Origin of the sequence: Lentzea tibetensis (assembly GCF_007845675.1) — a bacterium.
In the GTDB taxonomy this organism is placed as follows: domain Bacteria; phylum Actinomycetota; class Actinomycetes; order Mycobacteriales; family Pseudonocardiaceae; genus Lentzea; species Lentzea tibetensis.
Genome location: NZ_VOBR01000003.1, coordinates 380,020 through 401,136 on the forward strand (window position 1 = coordinate 380,020; position 21,117 = coordinate 401,136).

A 21,117-nucleotide genomic window follows, 5' to 3' on the forward strand; every position below is an offset into this window, starting at 1 on the left:
CGTTGGTTCTTTTGCCGGTGGACTGTCTGGAAGCGGACAGAACCCTTGACGCGCACCACACACGCTCCGCAAGGATCCGGGCACGGACAGCGTTGTCACCCCTGCATCTGGAGTAGTCATGGGTAACCTGCCTCGGCGAAGCGTGCTGGCCCTGCTCGGCGCCGCCGGTCTGACCGGAGTCACCGGGACCGCCTGGGGAGCACCTCCCTCGCCCTCCGCACCTCCTCCCGCCGACGGGACCGCGTCGGCACCTTCCGTCGCTGCCGAGACCTTCGCCCCGCCGCCCGGCGGCTGGCGCGCCGTCGCCGAGGACGTCCGGCGCGAGACCCAGTGGGCCTGGCGGTCCTATGTGGACAAGGCCTTCGGGCACGATCAGATCAAGCCGGTGTCCGGTGGCTTCGAGGAGTTCTTCGTCGACGGCCACCCGATGGGCCTCACCGTCGTCGAGGCGCTGGACACGTTGTGGTTCATGGAGCTCGACGCCGAGTTCGCCCAGGGGCTCAAGTGGGTCCACGACAACCTCGACTTCGACGTGAACGCGTCGTTCCAGGTCTTCGAGACCAACATCCGCATGCTCGGCGGCCTGCTGTCGGCCTACCACGTCAGCGGCGACCCCAAGCTGCTCGAGCTCGCCCGCGACCTCGGTGACCGGCTGCTGGTCGCGTTCACCAAGTCGCCGACCGGAATTCCTTACCGCTACGTGAACCTGCGCACCGGCGCGGTGTCGCAGCCGGAGACGAACCTCGCCGAGACCGGCACGTACATCACCGAGTTCGGCATGCTGTCGCGCTGGACCGGTGACCGGAAGTACTTCAACGCGGCCAAGAAGGCCTTCAAGTACACGTTCGACCGGCGGTCCTCTTTGGACCTGCTGCCGTGGGACGTGCACGCGGAGACCGGTGCGTGGCGCAACCGCACGGCGACGGTCGGGCCGCCCGCCGACTCGTACTACGAGTACCTGTTCGACGGCTGGAAGCTGTTCGGCGACGCGGATCTCAAGCGCTGGTACGACGTGTTGATCGCGGGCATCAACCAGCGCCAGGCGGAGACCGTCGGCGGCAACCTCTGGTTCGCGCAGGTGGACGCGTTCACCGGACGGCGGGTCTCGCGGTCGCAGAGCGAGCTGGCGTCGTTCATGGGCGGCCTGTTCGCGCAGGCGGGCGACGTGGCGCGCGGCCGTGCGTACCACGACTCGTGGACCAAGGTGCAGGACCGCTACGGCGTGCTGCCCGAGGGCATCTCGTACCCGTCGCTCAACGCCACGTCCGTCGGCAACCAGCTGCGGCCCGAGTACGCCGACGCGGCGTTCTTCCTGTGGATGCACACGAACGACGAGCTGTACCGCAACCGCGCGTACACGCACTACCAGCAGATGAAGCGCACCTCGAAGACGCGGTTCGGGTACACGATCCTGTCCGACGTCACGACCACGCCGAAGAGGCAGGGTGACTTCTGCCCCGGTTACTGGTGGTCGGAGCAGCTCAAGTACTACTGGCTGATCTTCGGCGACTCGCCGCGGTTCGACTACCGCGACAACTACCTGTCCACCGAAGGAAACGTCTTCCGCGGCGCCAAGCGCTGAGAAAACTGTCGGTGCCCCGCGCTAGCCTGGATTCGGGGGGTTCGCAGGCCCCCAAGGGGGCGTGAACTCCCCACTCCAAGCGTATCGCGGGGCACCGACAGTTCCGCGGGTCAGCAGGAGACGATGATGCCGGTCAGGGCGTGGCAGGTGGCTGAATCGCGGTTGTTCGAGGCCTTGATGTCCACCGGGTTGCTGCCGTAGACCTCGCCGCGCACGGTCAACGCGCCGATGGTGAGCAGGTCGGGCGACGCCGTCAGGGTGATGTCGGCGGACGTGCCGTGCGCGACGCCCAGGTAGCAGTACGCGACGCGCTGCCCCTGCAGGCGCAGGCAGTCGGCGCTGTTGCCCCACGAGAGCCCGTCCGGCCACGTCACGCGCACGCGGACGCTGCCGAGGTCGCCGACGCCGTCGAGGTTGTGCGCGGTGACGCGGAACTTCAGCGCGCCGCCGAGCCGCACGGTGGTGCCGCGCGGCGCGTCGACGGAGACGCCCCAGTCGCCCAGCTCGGGCGGGAACACGTCACGCGAGACGCACGCCTCCGCGCCCACGGAGAACACCTGGTCGCCGGGGCAGCGCTCGTAGCGCGCCTTGCCGGCACCCAGACAGCGGTAGTAGCCGTCGGCACCGACGGGGTCGCCCAGTAACTCACCGGCACCCGTGCACTGAGAAGCGATTCCCGAATCAGGCGGCGGAAAAGCGTTTGCCGATGGTGTGAGGAGCAGGAACGCGGCGAGCACCGCCACGAGAACGCGCAATGGGGAAGGCATGACGACCATTCACGTGCATCTTCATCCGCAAAAGCAATGAGGTGAACGGGTGGTCTTCATCCGCGAAGGATTGATTCCTGTAACCGGCGCAGTTCAGGACCGCTGCTGATGCCGTACTCGGCCGCCAGCCGATGGCTCAGCCTGCGGTAGGTCTCCAGCGCGTCCGCCGAACGCCCGCAGCGGTACTGGGCCAGCATCAGCAGCTGGTGCAGCGACTCGCGCGTCGGGTGTTCCGACGTCAGCGCGGCCAGCTCGGGCACCACCGCGCCGTGCCTGCCGAGCCCCAGCTCGAGTGCGATCCGGCTCTCCAGCGCGTGCAGCCGCTCCTCCTCGAGCGACTGCGCGAGAACGGGCAGGTCAACGCAGGCCAGCGCCGGTCCGCGCCACCAGTTCAGCGCCTCGATCAGCAGCGCGACCGCCGTCGGCGGCTCCGCGATGCGGGCGCGTTCGACGCACGCCCGGAAGCGGAACAGGTCCACCTGACCCGGCGAGGTGGCCACCGCGTAGCCGGGTGCGCGGGTGGCCAGTGCGACGCCCGCGCGGCGCAGTTCGGCCACCAGGCCCTGCACGCGATTGCGGGCCGTCGCGGGCGGTTCGTCCCAGAGCAGGTCGATGAGCCGGTCGACAGAAACAGGTCTGCCCGCCGACAACAAGAGAATTGCGAGTAGCGCTCTGTTTTGCGGTCCTCCCAACCGCACGATTCCACCGTCCTCGCGTTCGGCGGTGACTTCCCCCAGCAACCGGAACAGCATGCGAGCCCCCTCAGCTCTTCCTCAGCGGACGCTCAGCGCGCTCACCGAGTCTTTCCCCCGTCATCACCCAACCAAGAGGGGGAGTCGATGGGACGAAATACGTGGAGAGCCGCGATTGGTCTGCTCGCCGCAGCGGCGCTGCTCGTCGTGCCCGGTGTCGCCAGCGCGGCCGACGAGGCAGGCAAGGCGGACGCCTCGCAGCGGCCGGTGCTGTCGGCCGAGGACATCGCGACCAACGGCATCAACGTCAACGCCGTGTACTACCTGCGCAACCGGCACAGCAACAAGTGCCTGGAGATCTACGGCTGGTCGCAGGCCAACGGCGGGCTCGCCGTGCAGTGGGACTGCCACTACGGCAACAACCAGCTGTGGAGGTTCATCCAGCACGCCGACGGCTACTACTCGCTGCAGAACGTCAACAGCAACAAGTGCCTCGACGTGTACGGCTGGTCGACCGCCAACGGCGCGCAGATCGTGCAGTGGGACTGCCACTGGGGTGACAACCAGCGGTGGTGGGAGGCCTTCCCCGGCAACAGCACCCTGCGCTACATCAGCAAGTTCAGCGGCAAGTCGCTCGAGACCTACGGCTGGTCGCTGAACAACGGCGGCGCGGTCGTGCAGTGGGACTGGCACGGCGGCAACAACCAGCGCTGGTACTGATCATCCGAACGGGTCGTGGCCACCTGCTCCCGGTGGCCACGACCGCTATGGTGAGGTCGTGGCTGACGCGCCCCCACCGCCAGAGGCGATCGAGTCGGTGAACACGTTCATCGGCACGCAGGACGAGGGCAACACCTTCCCAGGGGCGTCGATGCCCTTCGGCAAGGCCCATTCGAGCCCGATCACCGCGCACTACGCCGGCTACCGCTACGGCGACCCGGTGATCCGCGGCTTCGGGCACTTCTTCCTCTCCGGCGCCGGGTGCTGGGAGCAGGGCGGGCTCGTCTCGATCCTGCCGGTGTACGGACCGCTGCCGGGGGTGTTCGACCAGCGGCGCTACGCCGCCCGGTACGCGCACGACGGCGAGGTCGGCAAACCCGGCTACTACAAGGTCCGGCTGGACCGCGACATCACCGTCGAGTGCACGGCGACGACGCGCACCGGTGTCGAGCGGTACACGTTCCCCAGCGGCAGCAACGGCACGCTGCTGGTGAACGTGGGGCAGGCCAACGAGAAGGAGCCCGTCTCGGCGAGCTCGGTACGGATCGTCGGCGACAACACGATCGTCGGAACCGTTGAGTCGCAGGCGTTCTGCGGCGGGCGCCCGTACGTCACGCACTTCGCGACGCGCTTCGACCGGCCGTTCACCGCGTTCGGCACCTGGTCGCCCGGCGGTTCGGCGCCGAACACCAGGGAGTCGGCCGGTGGCGCCGGGCTGCGCGGCGCGTGGGTCACGTTCGCGCCCGGCCCGGTCACCGCGATCACCGCGCTGTCGCACGTCGACGCGGACGGTGCCGCGCTCAACCTCACCGAGGCCACCGGGAAGACGTTCGACGAGATCCGCGTCCTCGCGCAGGACGCCTGGCGCGCCGAGCTCGCGTGCATCGACATCGAGACCGAGAACTGGGACGACCGCGCGGTCTTCTACACCGCGCTGTACCACGCGCTGCTGCAACCGTTGACGGGCAACGACCTCGACGGCCGCTATCGAGGTTTCGACAACCAGGTGCACACCGCCGAAGGCTGGACGTACTACGAGTACTTCTCGCTCTGGGACACCTATCGCGCGCACAACCAGCTGATCGCGTTGCTGCGCACCACGCGTGCCCGCGACATCGCCTGGTCGGTGCTCGCGATCCACGAGCAGGGCGGTTGGTTGCCGCGCTGGGCGTACGCGAACCAGGAGACGAACTGCATGACCGGCGACCCGGTCACGCCGTTCCTGGTCGACCTCTGGCGGTTCGGCGCGTTGAAAGGCCTGGAGGACAAGGCTTACGCGGCACTGCTGGAGAACGCCACCGGTGTTCCGCCTGCCGCGTCGAGGTTCCAGGGCCGCGCGGGCAACCCGTGCTACCTCCAGCGCGGGTTCGTCCAGTACGACAAGGCCTTCCGCAAGAAGGGCCAGGACGTCGACCCGCACCACGGCGCGTCCGCGACGCTCGAGTACGCGCTGGCCGACGGCACGCTCGCGATCATGGCGCGCGAGCTCGGGCACCGCGAGGACGCCGAAGCGCTGGAGCGGCGCGGACGCAACCACCGCGCGCTGTGGGACCCGTCCGTCACCGACCGCGGCTTCACCGGCTTCCCGCGGCCGAAGCTCGCGGACGGCTCCTGGCTGAAACCTTTCACCCCGCAGGGATCCGAGGGCTTCCACGAGGGCACCGCGTGGCAGTACCAGTGGCTCGCGCAGCACGACGTGCCCGGCCTGCTCGCGGCGCTCGGCGGACCCGCCGCCGCGGAGGCGCGGCTCGACGACTTCTTCGCGTACAGCGATCTTCTCGCCGACCCCGCGCGCACCGTGCGCGAGAAATGGGTGGTGGGTCCGTACGACTACTACAACCAGTTCCGATACAACCCCAACAACGAACCGGACTTGCACGCGCCGTGGATTTACGCGCTCATCGGGAAACCTGAGAAAACTTCAGTCGTGGTCCGCGCCGCGCAAACGCTCTTCGTCAACGCCCCCAACGGTGTCACCGGAAACGACGATCTCGGCACGATGTCCGCGTGGTACGTGTTCAGCGCGCTCGGGCTGTACCCGGCCGTGCCCGGTACCGGCGAGTTCGTGCTGCACGCGCCCCGGTTCGTCCGCGCGGTGATCCATCTGGAGAACGGGCGCGACGTCGTGATCAAAGCCGAGGATGCGGACACCTCGCGATTGCAACATGTGCAACGGGTGCGCGGAGGCTGGTTGCCCCGCAACAAATCGCACGTGGACCTGGCTCGACTCCGCGCGGGAGTGACGTTCGACGTCGATCTAGTTGATCACTGAGTTGTGCATCACGAAAGATTCCAATTGAGACATCGGAATCACTTGTACCCTCTGCCTGATGAGTGAGTCGGGCACCTGTGAGTCGTGTGGCACGGCAATGACGCCGCGCCAGGCGAACGCGCGCGTGTCCAGGTACTGCTCGAACGCCTGCCGCCAGCGCGCGTACCGGCAGCGGCTGAGCAGCACTCCGTCCGATCCGGACCTGCCCGAGTACCCGGATGTTTTCATCGGCAGGGAATCCGAAATCGCCGACCTGGGACCGTTGCTGCGCAAGCATCGTCTGCTCACGCTGCTCGGACCTGGCGGTGTGGGCAAGACGCGGCTGGTCATGGAGCTGTTGCGGCTGTCGCGGCACATCGAGGCGCGCGTCGTCGAGATCGCCCGCCTGACGAGGCCGGAACAGGTCGTGCAGGCGGTCGCCGAGGCCGCCGGTGTTCCCGAGCTGCCGGGAACCCCGTTGCGCGCCAGGGTGCTCGCGGACCTCGCGGGCCGGAAGATCACGCTGGTGCTGGACAGCTGCGAGCACCTGGTGGACGCGTGCTGCGAGCTGGTCGACGAGATGCTCGCGCGCTGTCCCGGTGTCCGCGTTCTCACGACGAGTCGCGAAGCGTTGCGCGCGGTGGGTGAAGCTGTCTACCCGTTGAAAGGTCTGTCGGTCGAGGGACGGCCGTGGTCGGAGGCGGAGCGACTTTTCGTCGAGCGGGCACGTGAGAGCGCAACCACGTTCCAGCCGTCGGAGTCCGACCACGACCTGATCGCGGCGGTGTGCGCGCGTCTCGACGGGATTCCGCTCGCGATCGAACTCGCGGCACGTCTCGTCAGGCCGCTGTCCGTCAGGGAGATCAGTCACCACCTCGACCGCAGGCTGGACCTGCTGAACATCGGGCACCGCGGTGCCGAGGCGCGGCACCAGAGCCTGCGCGCGGCGATCGCGTGGAGCTACGACCTGCTGACATCTCCCGAACAGACGCTGTTCCGCAGGCTTTCCCTGCTGCCGGGCGGTTTCGCGCTGGACACCGCGCAGGTCGTCTTCGACGGCGACGTGCTGGGCACGCTCACGAACCTCGAGGCCAAGTCGCTGGTGTCGCGCGAGGGCAACGGCCGGTTCCGGATGCTGGAGTCGGTGCGGCTCTACGCGCTCGAACGACTGCGCGAGCACGGCGAGGAGGAGGTGATGAACGAGCGGATCCTCACCTGGCTGTGCGAGATCGCCGAACCCGGTGTCACGTCGTCGATCCTGACCGAGAGGCAGATCAGGCGGCAGCGCGACGAGTACGACAACGTGGCGTACGCGTTCGGCCGCATGGCCGACGTCACCGACGAGCGCAGGCTGATGCTCGCGTCGATCCTCCTGCGCGTGCGGTTCGACCAGGGCTACGTCACCGAAGCCGGTGCGGTGCTGGTGGACGTGCTCGCGACGACGCCGGCGACGTCGCGGTTCCGCTGCCTGGCGCTGGAATACGCGGCGTTGTTCGCGTTGCACCAGGGCCACCTCGACGACGGTCACCGGTACGCGACCGAAGCGATCGACACCGCCTCGACGACCGGCCAGGAACGGATTCTCTGCCGCCTGTACCGCACGCTGGCCTCCGTGTGCATGGCGCGCGGCGACACCGCGGCCACCATCGTGATGCTGCGGCGGTCGATCGAGCACGGGCTGAGCAACGGCAACGAGATCAGCGTGGCGTGCACCAAGCAGAACCTGGCGTGGATCCTGCTGATCCAGGGCGACATCGCGGGCGCGCGGGAGCTCGTCGACGTCGCGTTGCCCAGCATGCGCGCGCACGCCCGTCCGGACATCGTCGCGGTCGTGCTGCACACCACGGGATGCGTCGCGCTGGAGGCGGGCGACCACGGCTGGGCGTTGTCTTGTTTCGAGGAAGGCGTGCGGGTCGGCGTGGACGCGCTGCGCACGTACCTCGACTGCATCGAGGGCTGCGGCGTGATCGCACTCCGAAGTGGACAGCTGGAACGCGGTGTGCGGCTGCTCTTCGCGGGTGAGTCGGCCCGCATGGTGCTCGACTGGGCGCGGGAGCCGTGGTGGCAGGAGCGTTACGATCTGGCGCTCACCACCGCACGTGAGTTGTTGTCACGAAACGTGTTCGAGCAGGCGTCCGTGACGGGCTGCGGCATGGACCTGTACCAGGCGGCGGACTACGCGCTGGACGAGGACTCGTGGCGGCCGGAAGCGGAACCCGTGCTCAGCGCACGTCAGCAGGTGGTCGCGGGCATGATCGCGCAGGGCATGACCAACGTGCAGATCGCCGCGCGTCTCAACATCTCGCACCGCACCGTGGAATCCCACGTGCGCAACATCAAGACAGCACTCGACGTATCCTCACGCGCCCAATTGGCGGCATGGGTGTCTCAACAGTCCAGTTGAGACGTAACGCTGGGGTTCATCCTGATGACTTCTGGCTCATCAAGGCTCACTGTTGTTGGTATCAAAGGGGGGAGGTGGGACATGGAGGCGGACCGGTTCCAGGCGGCGCAGTTCCGCCTGCTGCATCCCGACCTCGTTCCGCAACGCCGCGAGGTGCTCTCGCACGCGGCGTCGATGCTCGTGCAGATGGGCCTCGACGACACGCTCGTCTCGGCGTCACCGGTGCACCAGCGGCTCGCCCGCGTCGTGCTCGCGAGCAGCGACGTCATCGAGTGGTCGCCCGCGCGCGGCTACGGCCTGGACGAGCCGACGGACTACGACGTGCACTTCGGCGTCGTGCGCGTCGGCGGTGACCGCGGCGCGGTGTTCCTCTCCGGCCTGCTGATCGCCTACCTGGACGTGCTGGAGAACGCCGCCAGGATGGGCACGACGCTGCCCGAGGAGGACTGGCGCACGCTCATGTGGGCGCCCACGGCGCTGTTCGACCACGTGCTCGGCCGCGCGCCAGCGGGCATGACGATCACGACACCCGCGCGGCGCGGTCCCGAGCACCTGCCGCAGGAGCGCTGGATGACCGGGCACCGGCTGTTCTACGCGCTGCTCCAGGCCGTGCGGTTCGCGGTGGGCGGCGTGCTGCGCGCGTCGGTCGACGGTGCCGAGTCGCAGGTCGTCGACGAGATCGAGCTCGCGACGTCCACGCTGCGGGCGGCGACGGTCGCGCTGCGGTTCGCCGGAGACGTCGCGCCCGGCGCCGTGCCGCAGGGCACCCGGCTGGAGACGCGGGACCACTGCTACCTGTGGAAGGTGCTCGACCAGGTGCGCGTCGCCGCGCCGCGCGTGCTGTACGAGCGCTATGCGACCGCGTTGCGGCGTCTCAACGACCTCCGCACCTCGACCGCGTTGTTAGCAGCGGGTAACTGAGCAAATACACTCGAAGGTCTCGATCGGAAACGACTTTGGTTGTTTCTACCTCGTGTTTCGCGGCGCGTGACCTAGCTTTTTCCCATGACGGAAGAACGCGCGGCGGTCGCGGTCAGCGACATCCGCAAGAGCTACGGCGATCTGCACGCGGTCGACGGTGTGTCGTTCACCGTCGCCGAGGGTGAGTTCTTCGGCATCCTCGGCCCCAACGGCGCGGGCAAGACCACCACGCTGGAGATCATCGAGGGTCTGCGCAAGCCGGACTCGGGTGACGTGCGGCTGCTGGGGGAGAACCCGTGGCCGCGCAACAGCAAGCTGCTGCCGCGCATCGGCGTCCAGCTCCAGGCGTCGTCGTTCTTCGAGAAGCTGACGGCGAAGGAGCAGCTCCAGACGTTCGGCTCGCTGTACGGGGTGAGCGCGGCCACCGCCGCGAGCTACCTCGAGCTGGTCGGGTTGACCGACAAGGCGAACGAGCAGGAGAACAAGCTCTCCGGCGGCCAGCGGCAGCGGTTGTCGATCGCGTGCGCGCTGGTGCACGACCCGGACATCGTGTTCCTCGACGAGCCGACGGCCGCGCTGGACCCGCAGGCGCGCCGCAACCTCTGGGACGTGCTGCGCGAGATCCAGAAGCGCGGCAAGACGATCGTGTACACGACGCACTACCTCGACGAGGCCGAGATCCTGTGCGACCGCGTCGCGATCATGGACAACGGCAGGATCCTCGCGATGGACCCGCCCGCGGTGCTCGTGCGCGGCCTGGACGCGCCGACGCACGTGACGCTGCAGAAGGGCGCCCTGTCGCTGGAGGACGCCGAGGCGCTGCCCGGCGTCGAGGAGACGCACGAGAACGAGGTGTCGCTGTCGATCTCGACGCGCCGCCCCGCCGAAGTGCTGTCCACGCTGGCGGAACGCGGTGCGCTGGACGGGCTTCAGGTCCGCACCGCGACGCTGGAAGACGTTTTCTTGAACCTCACTGGGCGGGAGTACCGGGCATGACCGTCGACGTGATCCTCAACGCGGAGGCGGCATCATGACCGCGTTCAGGTCCCTTTCCGGGGCGATGTTCAAGGGCTTCTTCCGCGACCGCCTCGCGTTGTTCTTCACGTTCCTCTTCCCGCTGATGTTCCTGGTGATCTTCGGCCTGCTGTTCCGCGACGCCGGTGCGGACAAGCAGAAGATCGCGATCGTCGGTGACAGCCCGATCGTCGCCGCGATGGAGCAGAGCGGCGTGTTCGAGCTGGAGCGCTTCAACGACGAGCCGGCCGCACTGCAGAAGGTGAAGGACGGCGACATCCCGGCCGCACTGGTCATCCGCGGCCAGGAGCTCGACCTGAGGTTCGCGTCGAGCGACCAGGTGCAGGCGGCGACGGTCGTCGGCATCGTGAACGGCTTCGTGGACAAGGCGAACGTGGTGGCGACGGGTCAGCCGCCCGCGTTCAACCTGAAGACGGAGAAGGTCGAGGACTCCTCGCTCAAGCCGATCCAGTTCCTGACGCCGGGCATCCTGTCGTGGGGTGTTTCGGTGTCGGCCGTGTTCGGTGCCGCGCTGACCCTGGTGTCGTGGCGCAAGAAGCAGGTGCTGCGGCGCATCCGTCTCGCACCCGTCGGTGCCGGGACCGTGCTGTCGTCGCGGCTGCTGGTGAGCATCGGCGTCGCGCTGCTGCAGGGCGTGCTGTTCGTGGCACTGGCCTCCACGCCGCTGTTCGGGCTGCAGCTGTCCGGGCAGTGGTGGCTCGCGATCCCGTTGCTCGTCATGGGAACGCTGGCGTTCTTCTCGGTCGGCATGCTCGTGGGAGCGTTCTCGAAGTCCGAGGAAGCGGCCAGCGGCGCGGCGAACCTCGTGGTGCTGCCCATGGCGTTCCTGTCCGGGTCGTTCTTCCCCGTCGAGGCCGCGCCGAAGTGGGTGCAGACGGTGTCGAACCTGCTTCCGTTGCGGCACATGAACGACGGCATGCTCGACGTGCTGGTGCGCGGCAAGGGCATCGAGGCGTTGGCGTTGCCTTCGGCGGTGCTGATCGGTTTCACGCTGGTGGTCGGCTTCATAGCGTCCCGCGTGTTCCGCTGGGAGGACTGAAAACACCCTGCTGCCTCGGTGAGCGCGGTCACTGTCCAGAATGGGGCCCATGTTCTCCACTGCTGCTGGACGTTTCCGCGTGCTCGCGCTCGCCGAGGCGGTGTCGTGGGCAGGCCTGCTGGTCGGCATGTTCTTCAAGTACGTGGTCGTGCACAACGAGATCGGCGTGAAGGTCTTCGGGCCGATCCACGGCGTGATCTTCGTCGGCTACGTGCTCGTCACGCTGATGGTGCGCGAGCCGCTGGGCTGGGACCGGCGCACGACGTTCCTGGCGCTGCTGGCGAGCATCCCGCCGCTCGCGACGGTGTTCTTCGAGCGCTGGGTGTCAGCCCGTCAGGCTCAGCGCGGCGCGTAGCTCCTCGGCGGGGTCGCCCTCGTGGTAGACCCGCTCGCTGTCCTCGATGTTGTCCAGGAACTCCTGGTACCGCACCGCGTTCAGCAGTCGCGCGGCCGGCCGGGCGACCTTCAGCGCGGCTACCGGATCGCTCTTCGGGAAGTGCTCGCGCCAGGCACCGGCCCAGACGTCGACGATCAACGGGTGCAGGTGCGCGTCGGTGTACTCGATGAGCCGGGCCGCGTCGATCGACGGGTGACCCCACAGCGCGTCCGCCCAGTCGAGCACGACCTCGCTGGTCCGCCAGTTGCCGGGGTGGAAGTCACCGTGCACCAGGGTGTCCGGCAACCCGAACGACGGCATCGGGACCGGGCGCCGTCCGAGCACCGGCTTGGTGTCCGCCAGTGCGGCCTGCGCCGCGACCAGTCGCGGCACCACGGACCGGATCAGCTCCGGCGACGGGTCCCAGCAGTCCTCACCCGGCGCGTCGGCGAGCAGCAGACGACCCGGTCCGGACGCCAGCACCTCCGGGACGAGCGCGGGGTCGTGCGCGGCCACCACCCCGATGACCGCGGCTTCGTCCGCCGCGAACGGGGCCACCGCCTTGAGCCACACCGGGCCAGCCGCGGTCGGCAGCCGGTGGATGCTGGCCAGGTTCCAGGTGCGGACCTGGACCGCCGGTCCGGTTCGGGTGATGTGCCCCTCAGCCCACTCGACGAGCTCACAGGGCCCGCCGAGCCGCGCCCACTGCATCCGGTGCGGTGCGTCGCACGAGGGCCGCTCGCCGGGGTGCAGCGCGGTCCGGTCCGGCTCGCCGTGCGCCTCGACGTGGTAGGTCACGGTGCCGCCGTGCGCCTGCCGTCCCGTGGTGCTGATCAGGCGCAGGACGCTCGTGCGCACCCCGAGCAGCTCCTCGAGCGCGGCGTTCACCGGCTCCACGTGGTTCCACCACGGGGTTTCCACCGGGAACGGGCCGACGGCGCCCGCGAACCCGCTGGGTGCGCTGACGAGCGCGATCACCGAACGTTCCTGCATCCGGTCATCAGGCCATGCGGCGGCGGCGACCACAACGCAATTTCCGTTGGGTGGTCAGTCCTCGAAGTCGCCCGCCGCGCGGCGGACCTTCGCGAGCAGGTCGGTCAGCTGCTCGGTCTGCCGGTCGGTGAGGCCGCGCAGGCCCAGGTTCACCGCGACGACGGCCTCGGTGGCCGCCTCGCGGCGCGCACGGCCGGCGTCGGTGATCTCGACGAGCGTGGTGCGGCGGTCCGTCGGGTGCGGGACGCGCTGGGCGAGGCCGTCGCTCTCCAGCCGGTCGACGATGTTCGTGACGCTCGTCGGGTGCAGCTGCAGCCGCTCGCCCATGACCCGCATCGGCAGGCTGCCCTTGCGCGAGAAGTACAGCAGCACCAGCGCCTCGTAGCGGGCGAACGTGAGGCCGTGCGGCTTGAGCGCGGCGTCGACAGCGGACTGGATGATCTGCTGGACTCGCATGACGCTCGTCACCGCGGCCATCGAACCGGCCGGTCCGACGTGCTCGTTCCACAGCTCCGCCGCGCGAGCGATCGGGTCGAACGGCAGCGGCTGCGGTGTCATGAGGCCCAAAGCTACCAGTCAGTACCAAGGAGGCAGTTGTGCTCGTCGCGTTCAGCGTGAGCCCGCTCGGCGGGGATTCCGACGGCGTCGCGGAGGCCGTCGCCGAGGCGGTGCGGGTCGTGCGCGACTCCGGACTGCCGAATGAGACGAACGCGATGTTCACCTTGGTCGAGGGTGAGTGGGACGAGGTGATGGACGTCGTGCGACGCGCGACAGAAGCGGTGCAGGCCAGGGCCCCGCGGGTGTCCCTGGTGCTGAAGGCCGACGTCCGTCCCGGCTACACCGGACAGCTCACGGCCAAGGTCCAGCGTCTTGAGGAGCATCTCGCCGACACGCCATGATGCACACGACGCCGCCGCCGTCACCTGATGCGCGGAGGACTCGTGAGACTCATGGTCGCCCTGCTGCTCGCACTGCTGGTGGTCGCCCCACCCGTGCACGCGGCACCCACCAAGGCCAACTGGGAGAACATCGGGCCGAACGGCGTCGGCGGGCGGCTGGCGTTCAGCCAGTCCCGTGTGTACGTCCTGCCGGGAGCGGGACAGCACGTCTTCCGGTCCGACGACCGAGGCAAGCGCTGGTTCCAGGGCGGGTACTTCCCCGGTGACGGCCTGCGCGGCAACGCGGTCACCGCGGACCCGCGCAGGCCGGACACCGTCTACGTGGCCGGGTACGTCGGTGGTGGCGGCGCGGGTGCCGTGCTGCGCAGCACCGACGGCGGCGCCACGTTCAAGTCCGTACTGGACACTCCGTCCGGTGTGGAGGACGTCGCGGTCGGGTCCGTCTCGTACGCGTCCTCTGAGGAGGGCGTGTACCGCAGCACGGACGGCGTGAGCTGGAAGCTGATGCCCGGCTCGCCGAAGAAGGCCGAGGACCTGCACCTCGTCGGCTCGGACCTCTTCGTGGCCGCGGGCGACCTGTACGCGTTCCGCGGCGGCAAGTGGTCCAAGGCGACGTCGAACGCCGAGTGGATCAGCTCGCGCGGCAACGTCGTGGTGACCCGCGACTTCACCGACGGCGTGCAACTGTCCAAGGACCGCGGCCGCACCTGGACGCCCGTCAAGGGCCCGTGGTCCGGCTGGACGATCTTCGGCGCGATCACCGCGTCCGGGCAGATGCAGGTGCAGACGCTCGACGGCCACTTCGTCAGCGACGACCTCGGCACCACCTGGCGGCGCACGCTCGCGATGGAGGCCATGGACGTCTACGACGACCTCGGCAGCTTCCCGGACGACCCGTCGCTGCACGTGGTCTCCGCGACAGGTGGCGTCTACACGACCCGCGACTCCGTGCGTTTCCAGCGCATCGGCGTGCCGGGCGCCAACGTGCTGTCGCTGGCCGCGACCGGCAACTCGCTGATCGCGGGCACCTATCTCGGTTCGCACCAGACGACGCTGCCCGGCGACAAGCAGGACTGGGGCTTCGACGGCACCGCGCCGCCCTCGATCGGCAACCGGATCGGCGCGCTGGCCGTCCTGCGGCCGGGCGTCGTGCTGCGCGGGCGCAACGCCTACCGCGGCTCCATGGACCGCATCTTCCTCGAACAGTCCGTCGACGCGGGCAAGACGTGGGTGACGATCTCCGAGGAGGCCGGCAACACGCGCTCGATCTCGGTCGACCCGGTGCACCCGATGCGCGTCTACGTCGGCGCGTACCTCGTCAACTGCTTCTACGTCAGCGACGACGGCGGCGTGACCCTGCAGCCGCGGATCCACAACTTCCTCAGGGGCGTGAAGTCGGTGGCCGCGGACGACGGCGGCGTCTGGGTCGGTGACGTCAGCGGCCTGTACCGCAGCTCCGACGGCGGCGTGACGATGATCAAGGTGTTCGACGGCGTCATCAACGCCGTGCTCGTCGACCCGCGCGACGACCGGCACGTCGTCGTGCTCGGCAACACCTCGACGTGGACGTCGTTCGACGGCAAGACCTTCACCGAGACGCCGAAGGTGAGCGAGGAGAACCTCAGCTCCGTCGCGATCGGACCGGACGGTGTGCTGTACGCGGCGGCGCGCACGTTCCGCGGCACCTCGGGTCCCGGCGTGCTGCGGTCGGTCAACGGCGGGCGCACGTGGTCGTCGTTCGGCGGCCCGAACGAGGGCATCGACTCGCTGCTGGTGTCACCGGACGGCCGCTGGCTGTTCGCGGGCACTCAAGCCGGAGGGGTGCACAGGCGCGCGCTGAGGTGAAGTATCTGACGGGTGGATCCCCGTCAGATGTGGTTTCGCTACGAGCCCTACCACGACGTCACGTACTTCACGCCCGAGTCGCGCGCCGCGACCGACGCGCTGGGGTGCAAGGGCGGCTGGATGGGGTACTTCGGGATGAGGGCCGCACCGCTCGGTGCGGCCTCGCCCGAGCTGGTGACCGCGGTGTTCTACAACTTCGCGCCGCGCATGGTGCACCGGGCTCTTCCTGACGCGTGGGCGGTCGCGTCTCCCGCTGAGTTCCTGGAGACGCGACTGCTCGGCGCCGACCGGGCGTTGCGGCGGATGCTCGGTGACGTGTCCGGGATGGACGAGGTGGCTCTGCTGGCGCAGGAGGCCGCGCTGCGCGCACCCGTCGCCGGACGGCCGCTCGCCGCCGCGAACCGGGCGCTGCCGTGGCCGTCGGAGCCGCACCTCGTGCTCTGGCAGGCGTGCACGATCCTGCGCGAGTCGCGCGGTGACGGGCACGTGGCCGCGCTGGTGTCGGCCGGCGTCGGCCCGCTGGAGGCGTTGGTGCTGTACGCCGCCGCGCACGGGCTGGACCCGGCCTACATGCAGGTGGCGCGCGGCTGGACGCCCGACGAGTGGAACGCGGCGTCTCCCACCGGCGACCTGGAGGCGGTCGAACGCGCGACCGACCTGGCCGCGGCCGAGCCGTGGCTGTCGCTCGGCGCGGAGAAGACGGCGCGGCTGGCGGCGCTGCTGGAGCCGCTGGCGTTGCGCATCGCGGGGCAGAACGAGGCGATGCGAGTGAACCCGATGGCCCTCGACCCGGTCCGCGAACTGGCCGTGCCAGGATGGAACACGTGACAAGGCCTGATCCTCGCAAGACCGCCGCACTGTCCGCCGCGCTCTCCGGTGCCGTCGACCTGGGCGCTCTCAAGGCCCGTGCCGACGCGGCCCGTCAGCAGCCAGCCGCTCCGTCCGCCGCGTCCGCGAACGGCGCCCCCGCCGCCGGGCAGGTGCCGTGGATCGTGGACGTCACCGAGGCCATGTTCCAGGCCGTGGTGGAGCAGTCCTTGCAGGTACCCGTGGTCGTGCACCTGGGTGCCGCGTACAGCCCCGAGTCGCAGCAGCTGGGCGCGACGCTCGAGAAGCTGGCGCAGGTCAGCGGCGGCTCGTGGATCTTCGCGCGGGTCGACCTCGAGCAGTCGCCGCGCATCGGCCAGGCGTTCGGCGTGCAGTCCGTGCCGACCGTCGTCGCCATCGCCGCGGGCCAGCCCATCGACGCGTTCGCGGGCCCGCTCGGCGAGCCCGAGGTGCAGCAGTGGATCGCGCGCCTGCTCGACGCGCTGCGCGACCGCCTGCCCGGCATCCGCGCGGGCGAGGCCAACGCCGGTGAGGTGCCGGTCGCCGAGGAGGCGCCCGAGGACCCGCGCTTCGTCGCCGCCGAGGAAGCCTTCGAGCAGGGCGACTACGCCGGCGCACAGGCCGCCTACGAGCAGATCCTGGCGTCCGAGCCGGGCAACGAGCTCGCCAAGGAGGGCTTGGCGCAGGTCAAGTTCGCGGCGCGCGCCGAGGCCGTCGACCCGGACGTCATCGCCCGCGCCGACGCGGCCCCGGACGACATCGACGCCCAGCTCGCGGCTGCGGACGCCGAAATCGTGCAGCAGCGCGTCGAGGAGGCGTTCAAGCGCCTGGTCGACACCGTGCGCCGCGTGTACGGCGACGACCGCGACCGAGTGCGCGAGCACCTGGTCGGCCTGTTCGAGCTCTTCGCCGCCGACGACCCCCGCGTGGCCGTCGCTCGCCGCAACCTGGCGAGCGCCCTGTACTAACGCGGGTTTCCGCAGCAGGTGATCATCGGGCCAAGTAGGGTGCGGGCCCATGGGGAAGGCACGGGTCGTCGCGGCTGTGGCCGCGCTGGCGTTGCTCAGCGGGTGCACCTCGGTCGTCGAGGGCACCGCGAGAGGCGAGCGCCCGGACCCGACGAAGGTCGCCGGCCTGGAGATCACCAACGGCGCGTCCGGCCCCCGCGAGGGCGTGCCGGACGCGGACCTGCGCGTGGAGAACGCCGACGGCGGCGACATGGACCGCCTGGCGATCAACACGCTGGCCGACGTCCAGGAGTACTGGACCGCTGAGCTGCCCGCCCAGTTCGACGGCAAGACGTTCGAGCCGGTGAAGCGCCTGGTGTCGTACGACTCGACGGGCAAGGGCGTCGAGGTCTGCAAGACCGACACGACCGGCGTCGCCAACGCCTTCTACTGCTCGCTGGACGACAGCATCACGTGGGACCGCGGCGACCTGCTCCCGATGCTGAACGACTCGTTCGGCCCGCTCGCCGTGGTCACCGTGCTGGCCCACGAGATGGGCCACGCCGTGCAGTACAAACTCGGCCCGGCGTCCGGCATCACCCAGGCGACCCCGTCGATCGTGAAGGAACAGCAGGCCGACTGCTACGCGGGCACGTTCTTCCGCTGGATGGCTGAGGGCAAGGCGAAGCACTTCGAGATCTCCACCGGCCCAGGCCTGAACAAGGTCCTGACCACGATGTTCTTCATCCGCGACCAGGCGGGCACGTCGTTCGAGAAGCAGGGCGCCCACGGCAGCGCCTTCGACCGCGTCTCGGCATTCCAGTTCGGCTTCGCCCGCGGCGCCCGCCGCTGCGCCGACATCGACGAGGCCGAGATCGAAGCCCGGATCACCGAGCGCAAGTTCGAGCCCGCGGACACCGACAAGGGCCAGGGCCGAGGCAACGCGAAGGTCGACGACGACAAGTTCCTGCGCGCACTGGAGAACAGCCTGCGCAACGCCTACAAGACCTCCGGCGCCACGTTCCCCGCGATCAACCGGGATGGCGCGGGCTCGTGCTCCGACGCGGAGCCGACCACTCCCGCCACCTACTGCCCCGCCACCAACCAGGTCGGACTAGACCTGCCCGGACTCGTGCGGATCGGCACGCCCCCGAAGAAGGGCCAGAAGGGCGGCATCGGCGACTTCGCCGCGTTCGCGGTGATCGCGTCGCGGTTCTCGCTGTCGATCCAGAAGGCCACCGGGTTCAAACTCGACGACGAGGCCGCCGGGCAACGCACCGCCTGCCTCACCGGCGCCTGGGCGGGCGAGGCCAACAAGCCGACCGCCGAGCTGCGCCTCTCGCCCGGCGACCTGGACGAGGCCGTGTCCGAACTGCTGGCCGACGACAGCCTGATCGCCGCCGACGTCAACGGCGCCACCGTGCCTTCCGGGTTCGCACGGGTGGAGGCGTTCGGTGACGGCTTCTTCGGCGGCTCCTCAACCTGCGTGCGCAAGTACAACCGCTAACGCGCGCTAGTGCTTGACGTGCGGTGCGGGCGTGCTTTCGCAGGCGTCCTCGCACGCGAGAAACCCCCGAATCGATGCTCTCAGCCGGCACTGACAACTCCGGGCCCCGCAGCCACGCCGACCGTGAATTCACCGAGAAAGCAGGGCTCGCTGCGCACGGCTGGGAGCGAGGCGGGCGCGGGTCGCGGCCATGCTCACGCAGGCGTCCCCCGCGTGTGAGAACCCCCCGATTCCATGGTCTCTGCCAGCACCGACAATCCCCGGCCCGCAGGCACGCAAACCACTGAATCCGGCAGGTACCGAGGGAGCGCAGCCCAAACCGGCGGGTACTAAAGGAGCACCGCTCAAACCGGCGGGCACCAAGGGGGCGCGAGCCCAACTGGCGGGCACCAAGGGAGTATCGCCGAAACCGGCAGGTACCGAGGGGGCGCGGCCCGAACCAGCGGGTACTAAGGGAGCACCGCTCAAACCGGCGGGCACCAAGGGAGCGCGAGCCCAACCGGTGGACACCAAGAGTGCACGGCGAAACCGGCGCGAACCAAGCGAGCACCCCCTCAACCGGCAGATACCAAGAGCCGAGCGAAACCGGCAGATACCAAGGGAGCACCGCCAAAACCGGCAGATACCAAAAGAAAAGAGCGCCCGCCGCACTAGCAACCCCCGCACTGCCAACCGGGCGCGGCCCCCGAACACAAACCGGCAGCCAAATGATCAGAACAAACTTTCCCGGAGGGCGGGGTGGGGAGAGGTTCGCGGATCAGGCGAAGCCTTGCCATATTTTCAGGTCGGGGTCAAGACGTCTTTTTGTCTTGACCCCGCCCTGAAAATATGGCCACCTCTGGTGATCCGCGAACCTCTCCCCACCCAGAGGAATCTCAGCCCACCCCACACTTCTTGGGCCCCTCGAACACACCTTCACGAAACACAGCAACCCGCTTGAACCCAGGCTCAAGCGCAGACCCACCTTTACTGTCCCGAGCCGCGTAGTCGTACTCGAGCAACACGTTGACGGCCTCGTCCATATCGCCGGGCGAAAGCCCGAACCCCTTCTCACGAGCAAGCACAGACCCGGTGTAAGCGCCGGCCAAGCACAACGCACTGCGGCTAGCGTCCTCACCCTCCAAGGGCTTCCCGAGAACAGCCAACTCAGCCATCCCGTACCGCGAGGCGAGCAACACGCCAGTCGCGTAGTCACCCAGCTCAGCGTGCAAAGCGGGCAACTCCTCCTTGACGTCAACGGCGATCGACTTGGCAGAAGGGCAGTACGCAACCGGCCCTTGGTTACCGGAGCAGTCGGGCTCGGTCTGGCTGGCCTCGGCCTTGGGCGGAGTCCACGTCTTGCCGAGCTGCTGGGCGATGGACGCGTAGTACCCGTCCAGGTCGGGCGTGATCGACTCGAGCATCTTCGCGAACGGCAGGTTGCCGCCGGTGGCGCGGTCGTCGGCGTTGGTGAACGCCCGCTGCGTGAAGACGCGGTTCTGCACGGTCATCGCGGCGCAGAACTTGGTGCCCTGCTCGTACCCGTCCTGGAACGCCGCGACGCGGTCGAACGCGCTGCCGTGCGCCTGCTCGTCAGTGGGCGACGTGCCCACCGGGTCGCGGAACGTGATCAACGCGCCCAGCGCTGAGTCGAGCGTGTTGGAGCCGATGTCGAGGTGGTCGGACTTGCCGTCGTTGACCCACCGGATGAACGAGCCGGCGAAGCAGTCGGCCATGGCCTCGGTGAGGATCGTGGGGAACCGTTCCGGCTCGCGGCGTTCGGCCTCCGGGGTGATGCCCATGCGGCGCTGCACGGCGTGGCCCATCTCGTGCGCCAGCACGATGACCACGGCGGCCTGCCCGAACTTGTCCTCCAGCACGGGCAGCAACGCGGTCCGGTCCCAGGCGATCGCGTCGGCGGCGGGGCAGTAGAAGGCGTTGCCTTCGACGTCCGAGGCCTTCTGGGTGCACGGCGGCGGCTTGGCGGTGTTGTCGGAGGTGTCGACGGAGTAGTAGCCGCCGGTGAGCTTCTGCCACGGCTTGTTGAACGTCGGCTGGGACGCGTCGGTCCAGAACTGCTCGATGTCCGTCAGCGCGGTCGCGGCCAGCTGGTCGATGCGGCCGCCGTCCGTGCCGCGGACCACGGCCGTGTCGATGCCCTCGTTGTTCACCACCTTCGCGGCGACCGGACGGCCTGGGATTGCGTTGGAGCACCCGGTGACCACGAGTGCCAAGACGACCAGGAACGCGATCCGAGAGTGCCGCATCACCCCATTGTGCCGGGTGCGCGGTGTGGTGGGGGGCATGTCAAGGCCAACGTGCCTCACCCCGC

18 protein-coding genes are annotated in these 21,117 nt (G+C 69.1%); 13 read left to right on the forward strand and 5 right to left on the reverse strand.

Going from position 1 to position 21,117, the window contains the following annotated elements:
• The first annotated feature begins 118 nt into the window (after nt 1–118).
• The gene (locus tag FKR81_RS05985; RefSeq protein ID WP_146349909.1) at nt 119–1,582 is read left to right on the forward strand and encodes a glycoside hydrolase family 47 protein; all 1,464 of its coding nucleotides are present in this window, start codon (nt 119–121) and stop codon (nt 1,580–1,582) included.
• Nucleotides 1,583–1,692: 110 nt separating this feature from the next.
• Here FKR81_RS05985 and FKR81_RS05990 read toward each other — a convergent pair whose 3' ends face one another.
• Both FKR81_RS05990 and FKR81_RS05995 read right to left on the reverse strand, forming a co-directional pair.
• Nucleotides 1,693–2,349 carry a DUF11 domain-containing protein gene (locus tag FKR81_RS05990; protein WP_146349910.1) on the reverse strand — a complete coding sequence of 219 codons (657 nt, stop codon included), beginning with the start codon at nt 2,347–2,349 and terminating at the stop codon, nt 1,693–1,695.
• A gap of 56 nt (nt 2,350–2,405) precedes the next feature.
• On the reverse strand, nt 2,406–3,101 hold the full coding sequence (locus tag FKR81_RS05995; protein WP_146349911.1) for an AfsR/SARP family transcriptional regulator: 696 nt from the start codon (nt 3,099–3,101) through the stop codon (nt 2,406–2,408).
• An 87-nt stretch (nt 3,102–3,188) separates the two neighbouring features.
• Between FKR81_RS05995 and FKR81_RS06000 the strand changes: the two genes are divergently transcribed.
• The 7 genes from FKR81_RS06000 (at nt 3,189) to FKR81_RS06030 (ending at nt 11,766) form a co-directional block, all read left to right on the forward strand.
• A complete protein-coding gene (locus FKR81_RS06000; protein ID WP_146349912.1) occupies nt 3,189–3,761 on the forward strand; it encodes an RICIN domain-containing protein in 573 nt (190 codons plus the stop codon).
• Nucleotides 3,762–3,819: 58 nt separating this feature from the next.
• Nucleotides 3,820–6,033, forward strand: a complete 2,214-nt coding sequence (locus tag FKR81_RS06005; protein ID WP_146349913.1) for a GH92 family glycosyl hydrolase — start codon at nt 3,820–3,822, stop codon at nt 6,031–6,033.
• A gap of 58 nt (nt 6,034–6,091) precedes the next feature.
• A complete protein-coding gene (locus FKR81_RS06010; RefSeq protein ID WP_146349914.1) occupies nt 6,092–8,416 on the forward strand; it encodes an ATP-binding protein in 2,325 nt (774 codons plus the stop codon).
• 81 nt (nt 8,417–8,497) lie between these two features.
• Nucleotides 8,498–9,337 (forward strand): hypothetical protein, encoded by an 840-nt coding sequence (locus FKR81_RS06015; protein WP_146349915.1) that lies wholly within the window; start codon nt 8,498–8,500, stop codon nt 9,335–9,337.
• An 84-nt stretch (nt 9,338–9,421) separates the two neighbouring features.
• A complete protein-coding gene (locus FKR81_RS06020) occupies nt 9,422–10,333 on the forward strand; it encodes an ABC transporter ATP-binding protein (RefSeq protein ID WP_146349916.1) in 912 nt (303 codons plus the stop codon).
• Between the two features lie 34 nt (nt 10,334–10,367).
• On the forward strand, nt 10,368–11,411 hold the full coding sequence (locus FKR81_RS06025) for an ABC transporter permease (protein ID WP_146349917.1): 1,044 nt from the start codon (nt 10,368–10,370) through the stop codon (nt 11,409–11,411).
• Between the two features lie 49 nt (nt 11,412–11,460).
• The gene (locus FKR81_RS06030; RefSeq protein ID WP_146349918.1) at nt 11,461–11,766 is read left to right on the forward strand and encodes a DUF3817 domain-containing protein; all 306 of its coding nucleotides are present in this window, start codon (nt 11,461–11,463) and stop codon (nt 11,764–11,766) included.
• On the opposite strand, the gene FKR81_RS06035 is transcribed toward FKR81_RS06030, so the two are convergent.
• Together FKR81_RS06035 and FKR81_RS06040 are read right to left on the reverse strand one after the other, a co-directional pair.
• Nucleotides 11,737–12,780: a phosphotransferase gene (locus FKR81_RS06035; RefSeq protein ID WP_146349919.1), complete on the reverse strand. Its 1,044-nt coding sequence runs from the start codon at nt 12,778–12,780 to the stop codon at nt 11,737–11,739. The two genes, FKR81_RS06030 and FKR81_RS06035, sit on opposite strands and share 30 nt — an antisense overlap.
• 54 nt (nt 12,781–12,834) lie before the next feature.
• Nucleotides 12,835–13,338, reverse strand: coding sequence for a MarR family winged helix-turn-helix transcriptional regulator (locus tag FKR81_RS06040; protein WP_146349920.1), 504 nt, complete (start codon nt 13,336–13,338; stop codon nt 12,835–12,837).
• Between the two features lie 38 nt (nt 13,339–13,376).
• Here FKR81_RS06040 and FKR81_RS06045 point away from each other — a divergent pair, with 38 nt between their 5' ends.
• The 5 genes from FKR81_RS06045 to FKR81_RS06065 are packed head-to-tail and all read left to right on the forward strand — an operon-like array spanning nt 13,377 to nt 18,806.
• Nucleotides 13,377–13,679, forward strand: coding sequence for an MTH1187 family thiamine-binding protein (locus FKR81_RS06045; RefSeq protein ID WP_146349921.1), 303 nt, complete (start codon nt 13,377–13,379; stop codon nt 13,677–13,679).
• Nucleotides 13,680–13,721: 42 nt separating this feature from the next.
• Nucleotides 13,722–15,524: a WD40/YVTN/BNR-like repeat-containing protein gene (locus FKR81_RS06050; RefSeq protein ID WP_146349922.1), complete on the forward strand. Its 1,803-nt coding sequence runs from the start codon at nt 13,722–13,724 to the stop codon at nt 15,522–15,524.
• A 27-nt stretch (nt 15,525–15,551) separates the two neighbouring features.
• Nucleotides 15,552–16,352 carry an SCO6745 family protein gene (locus FKR81_RS06055; RefSeq protein WP_146349923.1) on the forward strand — a complete coding sequence of 267 codons (801 nt, stop codon included), beginning with the start codon at nt 15,552–15,554 and terminating at the stop codon, nt 16,350–16,352.
• Nucleotides 16,349–17,320, forward strand: coding sequence for a tetratricopeptide repeat protein (locus FKR81_RS06060; RefSeq protein WP_407936501.1), 972 nt, complete (start codon nt 16,349–16,351; stop codon nt 17,318–17,320). Before FKR81_RS06055 ends, FKR81_RS06060 begins: the two co-directional genes overlap by 4 nt.
• A gap of 49 nt (nt 17,321–17,369) precedes the next feature.
• A complete protein-coding gene (locus FKR81_RS06065; protein WP_146349925.1) occupies nt 17,370–18,806 on the forward strand; it encodes a neutral zinc metallopeptidase in 1,437 nt (478 codons plus the stop codon).
• 875 nt (nt 18,807–19,681) lie between these two features.
• Here FKR81_RS06065 and FKR81_RS06070 read toward each other — a convergent pair.
• On the reverse strand, nt 19,682–21,052 hold the full coding sequence (locus FKR81_RS06070) for a neutral zinc metallopeptidase (RefSeq protein WP_146349926.1): 1,371 nt from the start codon (nt 21,050–21,052) through the stop codon (nt 19,682–19,684).
• Between the last annotated feature and the right edge of the window lie 65 nt (nt 21,053–21,117).

What these genes read in the sequence shown, in the direction of transcription:
- FKR81_RS06015 (WP_146349915.1), top strand. Translation starts at nt 8,498, where the DNA reads ATGGAGGCGGACCGGTTCCAGGCGGCGCAGTTCCGCCTGCTGCATCCC.
- FKR81_RS06025 (WP_146349917.1), top strand. Translation starts at nt 10,368, where the DNA reads ATGACCGCGTTCAGGTCCCTTTCCGGGGCGATGTTCAAGGGCTTCTTC.
- FKR81_RS05985 (WP_146349909.1), top strand. Translation starts at nt 119, where the DNA reads ATGGGTAACCTGCCTCGGCGAAGCGTGCTGGCCCTGCTCGGCGCCGCC.
- FKR81_RS05990 (WP_146349910.1), bottom strand. Translation starts at nt 2,349, where the DNA reads ATGCCTTCCCCATTGCGCGTTCTCGTGGCGGTGCTCGCCGCGTTCCTG.
- FKR81_RS06040 (WP_146349920.1), bottom strand. Translation starts at nt 13,338, where the DNA reads ATGACACCGCAGCCGCTGCCGTTCGACCCGATCGCTCGCGCGGCGGAG.
- FKR81_RS06070 (WP_146349926.1), bottom strand. Translation starts at nt 21,052, where the DNA reads ATGCGGCACTCTCGGATCGCGTTCCTGGTCGTCTTGGCACTCGTGGTC.
- FKR81_RS06010 (WP_146349914.1), top strand. Translation starts at nt 6,092, where the DNA reads ATGAGTGAGTCGGGCACCTGTGAGTCGTGTGGCACGGCAATGACGCCG.
- FKR81_RS06030 (WP_146349918.1), top strand. Translation starts at nt 11,461, where the DNA reads ATGTTCTCCACTGCTGCTGGACGTTTCCGCGTGCTCGCGCTCGCCGAG.
- FKR81_RS06065 (WP_146349925.1), top strand. Translation starts at nt 17,370, where the DNA reads ATGGGGAAGGCACGGGTCGTCGCGGCTGTGGCCGCGCTGGCGTTGCTC.
- FKR81_RS06055 (WP_146349923.1), top strand. Translation starts at nt 15,552, where the DNA reads ATGTGGTTTCGCTACGAGCCCTACCACGACGTCACGTACTTCACGCCC.
- FKR81_RS05995 (WP_146349911.1), bottom strand. Translation starts at nt 3,101, where the DNA reads ATGCTGTTCCGGTTGCTGGGGGAAGTCACCGCCGAACGCGAGGACGGT.
- FKR81_RS06000 (WP_146349912.1), top strand. Translation starts at nt 3,189, where the DNA reads ATGGGACGAAATACGTGGAGAGCCGCGATTGGTCTGCTCGCCGCAGCG.
- FKR81_RS06035 (WP_146349919.1), bottom strand. Translation starts at nt 12,780, where the DNA reads ATGCAGGAACGTTCGGTGATCGCGCTCGTCAGCGCACCCAGCGGGTTC.
- FKR81_RS06020 (WP_146349916.1), top strand. Translation starts at nt 9,422, where the DNA reads ATGACGGAAGAACGCGCGGCGGTCGCGGTCAGCGACATCCGCAAGAGC.